The 9782-nt window shown below is 33.9% G+C and carries 7 protein-coding genes, 1 tRNA gene and 1 rRNA gene; 7 read left to right on the forward strand and 2 right to left on the reverse strand.

What is annotated here, in order from left to right; all coding sequences use genetic code 11:
- Positions 1 to 33 precede the first annotated feature (33 nt).
- Positions 34 to 110, forward strand: a tRNA-Ile gene (locus ACLL8X_RS09105).
- A gap of 153 nt (positions 111 to 263) precedes the next feature.
- On the opposite strand, the gene ACLL8X_RS09110 is transcribed toward ACLL8X_RS09105, so the two are convergent.
- Entirely contained in the window at positions 264 to 887 is a 624-nt protein-coding gene (locus tag ACLL8X_RS09110) for a bifunctional 4-hydroxy-2-oxoglutarate aldolase/2-dehydro-3-deoxy-phosphogluconate aldolase (RefSeq protein WP_411990608.1), read from the reverse strand.
- A 10-nt stretch (positions 888 to 897) separates the two neighbouring features.
- On the reverse strand, positions 898 to 2700 hold the full coding sequence (gene edd, locus ACLL8X_RS09115; RefSeq protein WP_411990609.1) for a phosphogluconate dehydratase: 1803 nt from the start codon (positions 2698 to 2700) through the stop codon (positions 898 to 900).
- Positions 2701 to 2846: 146 nt separating this feature from the next.
- On the opposite strand from edd, the gene zwf reads away from it, so the two are divergent.
- The 6 genes from zwf to ACLL8X_RS09145 form a co-directional block, all read left to right on the forward strand.
- The gene (gene zwf / locus ACLL8X_RS09120) at positions 2847 to 4247 is read left to right on the forward strand and encodes a glucose-6-phosphate dehydrogenase (RefSeq protein ID WP_411990610.1); all 1401 of its coding nucleotides are present in this window, start codon (positions 2847 to 2849) and stop codon (positions 4245 to 4247) included.
- Positions 4248 to 4414: 167 nt separating this feature from the next.
- Positions 4415 to 5095 (forward strand): 6-phosphogluconolactonase, encoded by a 681-nt coding sequence (gene pgl / locus ACLL8X_RS09125; RefSeq protein WP_411990611.1) that lies wholly within the window; start codon positions 4415 to 4417, stop codon positions 5093 to 5095.
- Complete coding sequence (locus ACLL8X_RS09130; protein ID WP_411990612.1) at positions 5076 to 6080, forward strand: glucokinase; 1005 nt, start codon at positions 5076 to 5078, stop codon at positions 6078 to 6080. The genes pgl and ACLL8X_RS09130 overlap by 20 nt, the downstream gene beginning before the upstream one ends.
- 2 nt (positions 6081 to 6082) lie before the next feature.
- The gene (gene pgi, locus ACLL8X_RS09135; RefSeq protein ID WP_411990613.1) at positions 6083 to 7726 is read left to right on the forward strand and encodes a glucose-6-phosphate isomerase; all 1644 of its coding nucleotides are present in this window, start codon (positions 6083 to 6085) and stop codon (positions 7724 to 7726) included.
- Positions 7727 to 7736: 10 nt separating this feature from the next.
- Positions 7737 to 8936 carry a sugar MFS transporter gene (locus ACLL8X_RS09140; protein WP_411990614.1) on the forward strand — a complete coding sequence of 400 codons (1200 nt, stop codon included), beginning with the start codon at positions 7737 to 7739 and terminating at the stop codon, positions 8934 to 8936.
- A gap of 509 nt (positions 8937 to 9445) precedes the next feature.
- Positions 9446 to 9782: ribosomal RNA gene (locus ACLL8X_RS09145) — 23S ribosomal RNA — on the forward strand; the annotation flags it as partial.

Here is a 9782-nt window from a genome sequence, read left to right on the forward strand (position 1 = left end):
GGTTCGATCCCGCTATTCTCCACCATTTATTAAGGGCCTATAGCTCAGCTGGTTAGAGTGCACCCCTGATAAGGGTGAGGTCACAAGTTCAAGTCTTGTTAGGCCCACCATTAGTGTCAGTCTTAAATCCTATTTCTTTATACTTTAATAAATCCTTTTTTTATTATTTCAGTTTGTCTTCAAGATAGATGTGTTTTATAATAAGATGACGATAAAAACCATATGTTTATAATTTGATATGGTTTTTACGGCAATTTGGATGTTTATGAAATCTTTTCTAGACTTTGCTTAGCAATTTGAGTGATTTTGCTCCATTGTTTTTCTAAAATCAGTTCTTTTGGACTTAACCACGAACCACCTACGCAAAGAACATTGTTTAAATTTAAGTAGTTTTGCATATTATCTAAATTGATACCTCCAGTGGGGCAAAATTTTACATCACTAAAAGGGGCGGCTAAAGATTTTAACATAGTGATTCCGCCAGCAGATTCTGCTGGAAAAAATTTTAAATTCTTATAGCCAAATTCAAGTGCCAACATTACTTCGCTAGCTGTTGCTACACCCGGAATTAGTGTTATATCTATATTTTGAGCTTCTTTTGCAAAAATAGAATTTAAACCCGGGCTTATGGCGAATTTTGCTCCGGCATTTTTGACTTCTTCTAGCATTTTAAAATTTAAAATAGTTCCCGCACCTACGATAGCCTGAGGAACTTCGTTTGCTATGAGTTTGATTGCTTCGATTGCATTATTTGTTCTTAGGGTAATTTCTAAAATTCTAATGCCCCCATCTAGTAAAGCTTTAGCTAAATCAACGCTTGTTTTTAAATCATAAATTGTGATGACTGGAATGATTTTGCTTATTTCTAAAACTTCTTTTGCTTGCATTTTTTCTCCTTTAACTAAAATATCCACCAAAGCTCATAGCACCCGTTTCTGCACTTGAACTTTGCGTTCTAAACCCTGCAAAAAGCTCTCTGCCACAGCCAAAAAATTCTTGACTTTCAAATTTATTGGCTGTTCTTTCTTGCCATTCTTTTTCACTGATTAAAACTTCAAGAGTGCCATTTTTTGCGTCAAGCAAAAGCAAATCCCCATTTTTGATTTTTGCTATATTACCTCCAAGCAAGGCTTCTGGACTCATATGTATAGCCGCTGGAACTTTGCCTGAGGCTCCTGACATTCTCCCATCTGTAACAAGAGCAACCTTAAAACCTCTATCTTGTAAAATTCCCAAAGGCGGGGTAAGTTTGTGAAGTTCTGGCATACCATTTGCTCTAGGTCCTTGATAGGGCAAAACAGCGATAAAATCTTTTTCTAATTCCCCATTTTGAAAGCTTTGTAAAAATTCTTGTTGAGAGTGAAAAACTAAGGCTGGAGCTTTTATGACTTGGTGTTCTTCTTTTACGGCTGAAATTTTAATTACTGCTCTGCCTATGTTTCCCCTTAAAATTCTAACTCCCCCATCTTTAGAAAAAGGATTTTCTATATTTCTTAATATATTTTCATTTTTGCTTGTTTTTACTCCATCTTTATAGATGATTTTATCATCAATTAAGAATGGATTTTTGGTGTAAGCTTCCAAACCCTTACCCATAATAGTATCTGCATCTTCGTGCAATAGCCCCTCTTTTAAAAGCTCATTAATAACAAAAGCTATGCCTCCTGAGGCTTCAAATTGATTTACATCGGCTTTTCCATTAGGATAAACTCTTGCTAAAAGTGGAGTGATGCTAGAAATAGCATCAAAATCATCCCAATTTATAATAATACCCGCTGCCCTAGCAATAGCACTTAAGTGAATAGTATGATTAGTCGAACCCCCCGTTGCCATAAGTCCTATTATGGCATTGACAATATTTTTTTCACTAAGAAGTTCTCCTATGCCTTTAATTTTATTTTTTACCATATGCGAAGCCGCTTCTTTTACCAAAGCTTCTCTTAGGGTGGTATTTGGATTGATAAAAGCAGAATTTGGCAAATGCAAACCCATAAATTCCATCATCATTTGATTGGAATTAGCCGTGCCATAAAAGGTGCAAGTGCCGATGTCGTGGTAAGATTTCATTTCGCTTTCGAGTAATTTATCGCGAGAAATTTTACCTTCAGCAAAAAGTTGTCTGGTTTTAGATTTTTCATCATTAGAAATTCCACTAGTCATGGGTCCCGAAGGCACAAAAATACTTGGCAAATGCCCAAAACTTAAGGCTCCTATTAAAAGACCCGGAACAATTTTATCGCACACACCCAGATAAAAAGCCCCATCAAAAACATTATGAGAAAGGGCTATGGCTACACTCATAGCAATCACATCTCTTGAAAAAAGACTAAGCTCCATACCCTCATAGCCTTGAGTGATACCATCACACATAGCGGGTGTGCCTCCTGCAAATTGTGCAAAAGCGTTATGCTTGAAAATTTCTTTTTTGATTATATCTGGGTAGTTTTTAAAAGGCTGGTGAGCCGAAAGCATATCATTGTAAGCTGAAATTATGGCGTAATTTAATCCTTCATTATTCTTAATTCTATCTTTAATATGCGAAGGAATGCTTGCATAAGCGTGAGCTAAATTCGCACAACCTAAATCTTTTCTTTGAATTTTACCCCTATAAGTTTCTATGCGTTCTAGATAGGCTTCTCTTGTTTTTTTACTGCGTTTGATGATATTTTTTGTGATTTGTTCAAGTTTCTTTTGTGCCATTATTTTATCCTTGTTTTTGGGTTGAAATTTGATATTATTGTAATAATTATGCTATATTTTAAGTAAAAATTCTAAATAATAGCTTTATTTTTAAGTCATTATTTGGTAGTAAATTTTTTAAAAATACATTATTTTAAGGAAAAATTATGGAAAATTTTAAATTTGTTTTATTCGGTGCTACTGGGGACTTGGCTATGAGAAAAATTTTTCCATCATTGTATCAAGCTTTTATTGATGGCTTGTTGCCTTCTATGGGAAAGATTATTGCTACAAGTAGAAGTGCTTTGAATACCGAGCAATTTATAGAAGAGTTGAATAATCGTTCGAAAATACATATTAAAAATTATGATGATAAGAAGTGGGAAGAATTTACACATATTATAACTTATTTAAGTATTAATTTAAATGAAGTGAGAGATTTTGATTGTTTGCGAGAAGAAGTGGGCAATGAGAGCCAAAATATTGTTATTTATTTTTCTGTTGCACCTGAATTTTTTATGAAAGCGTGTAAAAATTTAGCACTCGTGCATCTTAACCAATCCAATGTGAAAATTATCCTAGAAAAGCCTTTGGGTATGGATTTGCAATCTTGTCAGGCTATTAACAATGAAATTGCTAAATATTACACTGAGAGTCAAATTTATAGAATTGACCATTATCTTGGAAAGGAAAGCATACAAAATCTTTTAATTTTAAGATCTTGCAATCCTATTTTTACTTCCTTGTGGGGCAAAGAGCATATTGATTGTGTAGAAATTAGTGTTTTTGAGACCTTGGGAGTTGAAAGTAGGGGGGAATTTTATGATAGCACTGGAGCTTTAAGGGATATGGTGCAAAATCATATTTTACAAATTCTTTCTTTGGTTGCTATGAAAATTCCGCAAAATTTTGACGCAGAGTCTATAAGACGTTCCAAACTTGAACTTTTAAAAAGTTTAAAACCTTTGAGCGATGAAGATATTAAAAATAATGTGATTAGGGCTCAATATATCAAATCAGGCGAATTTAAAGCATATTTAGCCGAAGATAGCGTTAAAAGCGATAGTCAAACTGAAACTTTTGTTGCTATCAAAGCGGAGCTTTTGGAAGAAAACTGGAAGGGAGTCCCTTTTTATATAAGAACAGGCAAGAGAATGGCTGATTCTTTTGCTCAAATTGTTGTGTATTTTAAAAATAAAGAGCTTTCAAATTTAAATCCTAATAAGCTTATCATACGCTTACAACCGGATAATCAAATTTCTTTAAATTTAAGAGTGAAGAAAATAGGAAAAACTATAGAATACGAAGAAAAAAATCTTATTTTAAATTTAAATAATGCTTCTATTATGCAGCCTTATGAAAGATTGATTTTAGATGCAATAGAAGGCAATCAGGCGTCTTTTAATCACAAAGAAGAACTTGAAGCAGCTTGGACTTGGGTTGATTCTATTTTGGAAAACTGGAAAGCCAATAAAACCCCTTTATATTCTTATCTTGCAGGTAGTTGGGGTCCTAAGGAAGTCTTTGAGCTTGTAAAAAAAGAAGGGCATGAATGGCATAATTTTTGATGTAAATTTTTATAGTTGTGTTTATTTTTTTGCATAATGATTGAAATAAATGTGAAAATTTGAAACAATATTTTTATATTTTTTTGTGAATATAAATGTTTTAAAGAAATTTATTAAGCAAAGCTTTGTTAAGCTTTCTATAATGTTAAAAGAATAAAGGCGTATCAATGGCATTTCAACTATATCGTTTTGAAAATACACAAGAATGCGAACTTGCATTGGCTAAGGCGGTTGCTTCATTGCTTAAAAAACATCTACTGCATAAAAATAGCATCAATTTAGCTTTTTCAGGAGGAAAATCCCCTGTAGGTTTTTTAGAATTGTTAAATCAAGAAGATTGTGCTTGGGATAGATGTCATATTTCTTTGGTTGATGAAAGAATTGTGAAATTAGATGATGAAAATAGCAATGCCAGATTAATTGCGACCCATTTTTTAAAGAATTTGGCAAAAAAATCCCACTTTCAAGCTTATTTTGAAAATCCCAATATCCCTTTAGATGAACTTGTTGATAAGGCAAATGCTTATTATAAACAGCCTGATATTGCTATTTTAGGTATGGGACTTGATGGGCATACAGCTTCGCTTTTTCCTGAAGCTGAAGAGTTCGAGTGGGCTTTAAAAACCAAACAAAATATTGTCTTGATTAGCCCTAAAAACGCACCTTATAAAAGGCTATCTATGTCTTTATCCGCACTTGAAAAATGCGATGAATTGTTTTTATCCATAGCCACAGAAGAAAAGCTAGAGGTTTTTAATCAAGCCCTTAAAGCGATAAATCCAAAATTTCCCATCTCTTATATACTTCATTCAAGAAAGGTAAAATGTAATGTCTATTTCTCAAAATAAGAAATCTTATCCAAGACTTTTAGCGGATATTGGTGGAACAAACGCTCGTTTTGCATTGGAAGTGGCAGCAAATACCATTGAAAATATAGAAGTTTTAGCTTGCAATGATTATAACACCGTTGTGGATGCGGTTAAAGTGTATTTAAATAAGGTTGGTAATCCCGTAGTCAAATATGGTGCTTTTGCTATTGCAAATCCCGTGGTGGGAGATTGGGTGCAGATGACAAATCATCACTGGGCTTTTTCCATAGAAACTACAAGGCAGGCTTTAAATTTAGAAGTGTTGATTTTGATTAATGATTTTACAGCACAAGCCTATGCAATTTCACAAATGTCTTCAACAGAGCTTATTCAAGTAGGTGGAACTTCTTGTGAAATGAATGCTCCTAAGGCTGTTTTAGGACCCGGAACTGGACTTGGTGTGAGTGGGCTTATACCTTGTAGTAATGGCGGTTATATTGCTTTAGCAGGAGAGGGTGGGCATACTAGTTTTTCGCCTTTTGATGATACTGAAGTTATGATTTGGCAATACGCAAAGAAAAAATACGGGCATGTATCAGCAGAGCGTTTTTTGAGTGGAGCAGGACTTGTGCTTATCTACGAAGCCTTAGCAGATAGGGAAGGAATTAAGAGTTCAAAATTAGCACCTGAACTTATTAGCGAACAAGCTTTAAGCGGTAGATCTCCTTTGTGTCGTTTAACATTAGATATTTTTTGTGCTATGTTGGGGACTATTTCTGCGGATTTGGCCTTGACTTTAGGAGCTAGGGGTGGAGTTTATCTTTGTGGTGGAATTATCCCTAGATTTATTGACTATTTTAAAACCTCTCCTTTTAGAATGCGTTTTGAAAATAAAGGAAGATTTGATGCGTATTTAGCAGCTATTCCTGTATATGTTGTTTTGGCGAAGTATCCCGGAATTTATGGCGTAGCTGTGGCATTAGAAAATCATTTGAAGGATTATTTTTTTAAAAATAGGAGTTAATAATGAAAACTTTAACACATCTAAATTCTTACAAAGCATTGCAAAATCATTTTTTGGATATTAAAGATGTGCATATGAGAACTTTATTTAGTGAAGATTTAAATAGGGGATTTAAATATTTTTTGCAAAGTGGAGATTTAAAACTTGATTATTCTAAAAATCGTATCAATGATGAGACTTTAAAGCTTTTATTTGACTTAGCTAAAGAATGTTCTTTGAAAGAAAAAATTGATGCTATGTTTGAAGGTGAAAAGATTAATAGCACAGAAAACAGAGCTGTTTTACATACAGCTTTGAGAAACAAATCAGACTATGCGGTTAAGATTGATGATATGGATATTATGCCTAATGTGAGAGAAGTTTTAGCCAAAATGCAGAAATTTTCAGATTCTATAAGAGTGGGTTCTTGGCTTGGTTATACAAATCAAGTTATTACAGATATTGTAAATATAGGCATAGGGGGTTCTGACCTTGGGGCTTTAATGGTGTGTAAGGCACTAAAGAACTATGCCCATCCAAGGCTTCATATGCATTTTGTTTCTAATGTAGATGGTATCCAGTTGCAAGGAGTTTTAGAAAAAGTCCATCCTGAGACAACGCTATTTATAGTGGCCTCTAAAACTTTTTCCACGCAAGAGACTTTAACTAATGCTTTTACAGCTAGAAGATGGTTTTTAAATCACGCCTTAGATGAAAAATACATAACAAAACATTTTGTGGCAGTTTCTACAAATAAGGAAGCAGTAAAAGAATTTGGTATAGACCTTGAAAATATGTTTGAATTTTGGAATTGGGTAGGTGGGCGTTATAGTCTTTGGTCTGCCATAGGCTTGGCTATTATGATTTATTTAGGTAAGGAAAATTTTTCTTCTTTGCTTGAAGGAGCTTATTTAATTGATAAACACTTTCGCAACGAGCCTTTTGAAAAAAATATGCCCGTGCTTATGGCTTTAATAGGAATTTGGTATATTAATTTTTTTGATGCAGGTAGCCATATTATAGCTCCATATGATTCGGTGCTAAGGTATTTTCCTAAATTTATACAGCAACTTGATATGGAAAGCAATGGTAAGCAAATAACAAAAAGCGGCAAAAGAGTGGATTATGACACGGGTCCTATTATTTGGGGTGATGTAGGTATAAATGCTCAACACGCTTTTTTTCAACTTTTACATCAAGGGACACATTTAAGTCCTATTGATTTGATTGCATCTTTGGCAAAAAGAGGGAATTTTCCTGAGCATCATGAAATTTTATTGAGTAATGTTTTTGCCCAAGCGGAAGCTTTTATGTTGGGTAGAACGCTCGAAGAAGTGCAAGAAGAAATGGCAAAAAAAGGCTTAACAAAAGAACAAATTCATAAATTAGCTCCACACAGAGTTTTTTCAGGTAACCGCCCTAGCAATGTGCTTTTGCTTGATGAAATTCACCCAAGAAGTATTGGTTCTTTGGTAGCTTTATATGAACATAAAATTTTCGTTCAAGGGGTTATTTGGGATATTAATAGTTTTGACCAATGGGGCGTAGAGCTTGGAAAAGAACTTGCTAAAACTATTTTAGCGGAATTAAAAGGAGAAACAACCCAAGAACACGATAGTTCTACAAAGAATTTAATACAAATTTATAGAAAATTAAATTCAATTTAAAGGAGAAAATATGCAAATGAAATCAAATAATTTCGCACTAGCGACATTGACAGCTTTATTTTTTGTTATGGGGTTTATTACCGTTTTAAATGATATTTTAATACCGCATCTTAAAGCTATTTTTGAGCTGAATTATTTTGAAGCGGCGTTGGTGCAATTTTGTTTTTTTGGTGCTTATTTTATAACAGGTGGTTTTTTTGGAAAACTTTTGGAAAAAGTTGGATATCCTATGGGGGTTGTTTTAGGATTTGTTCTAACATCTATAGGTTGTATTTTATTTTATCCAGCAGCTTCTACGGCTTCTTATCCTATATTTTTAGGGGCCTTTTTTGTTTTAGCTAGCGGGGTAGTTCTTTTGCAAACTGCAGGAAATCCTTTTGTAACCTTGCTTGCACCGGGAAAAGAAGCTACAGCTTTAACCTTGGTTCAAGCTTTTAATTCGCTAGGAACAACTTTAGGACCCATTTTTGGTGCTACTTTTATACTTTCTGGAACGGCTGAATATGTAAGTAAGGCTCAAGAAGCACAATCGGTTCAAATTCCTTACTTAATGATAGCAGGTGTTTTAATCCTTTTAGCTGTTGTGGTGTATCTTTTAAGGCTTCCTGATGTGAGAGAAAGGGCTGAAAAAATCAGCGAAGAAAATCACGATGGAAAAATAAGCATATTTGAGTATCCCCATCTTGTTTTAGGTGCTGCGGGTATATTTTTTTATGTCGGAGCTGAAGTATCTATCGGTTCATTTTTAATTTTAACTATGAAAAAATTTGCTGATATAGAAGAGATAACAGGTGCAAAATATATAGCGTTTTATTGGGGCGGTGCTATGGTAGGAAGGTTTATAGGAAGTGCCGTTATGAGTGTCATACCGCCGAATCGATGTTTGGCTTTTAATGCTATGATGAGTATTTGTTTGATATTGTTAGCCGTTTTAGTTGGTGGAAAGGTTGCTATGGTGTCTTTAATAGCTATAGGGTTTTTTAATTCCATTATGTTCCCAACCATCTTTTCTTTAGCAACGAAGAATTTAGGCAAATTTACAAGTCAAGCTTCAGGGCTTATTTGTATGGCCATAGTTGGTGGAGCTCTAATACCCCCAGTTCAAGGTTTGGTTGCTGATTATTCTAACTTGCTACTTTCTTATATGATTCCTATGTTATGTTATTTTTATATTCTATTTTTCGCACTTAAAGGATATAAAAGTCGATAATTTTTAACTCAATGTAAAATTTTACATTGAGTTTTTATATTTCATCTTCCCTTAAGCTTCTTTATGTATAATTTCAACTTTCACTTCTTAAAAATCATAACCGAAACATAATTTTTTCTAGAGGTGTATGTTCTTTAACTTACCATTGTTAAGAGTCACAAGCAAGTTTTAATAAAAACAATTTTACAGGACTTGTTAAAGGATAAAAGCTATTTATCTTTTCTTTAGTAGGGAACTTATAGTAAAAAACTTATAAAGAATTATAAAAAATTTATTTGTTTGATTTATTTAGATTGAATTTCTAAATAAGAATGAGTTTCTAAATAATACTAAAGACAAGTTTCAAACTCACAGCTTAGTTTAAAGCTAAAAAATAATTTTAGTCTTTTTATTAAGTGTTTGAATGCTTTCCGTCTTAAGATAAAGAGTTTTATCATAAAAACTTTAACAAGGAAGTGATGCGTTTTAGAAAAATACATAAGTTCATTATGTTAGTTATTATGTTAGTAAGGTAAGCTACTAAGAGCGAATGGTGGATGCCTTGACTGGTAAAGGCGATGAAGGACGTACTAGACTGCGATAAGCTAGGTGGAGCTGTCAAGAAGCTTTGATACCTAGATTTCCGAATGGGGCAACCCAAGATATAGAGATATATCTTACCTAATTATAGGAGCGAACGAGGGGAATTGAAACATCTTAGTACCCTCAGGAAAAGAAATCAATAGAGATTGCGCAAGTAGCGGCGAGCGAAAGCGTAAGAGGGCAAACCCAGTGCTTGCACTGGGGGTTGTAGGACTGCAATGTGCAATAGGAAAGGTTAGCAGAACATTCTGGAAAGTATAGCCA

Source organism: Campylobacter parajejuni (genome assembly GCF_046764905.1).
Taxonomy (GTDB): domain Bacteria; phylum Campylobacterota; class Campylobacteria; order Campylobacterales; family Campylobacteraceae; genus Campylobacter_D.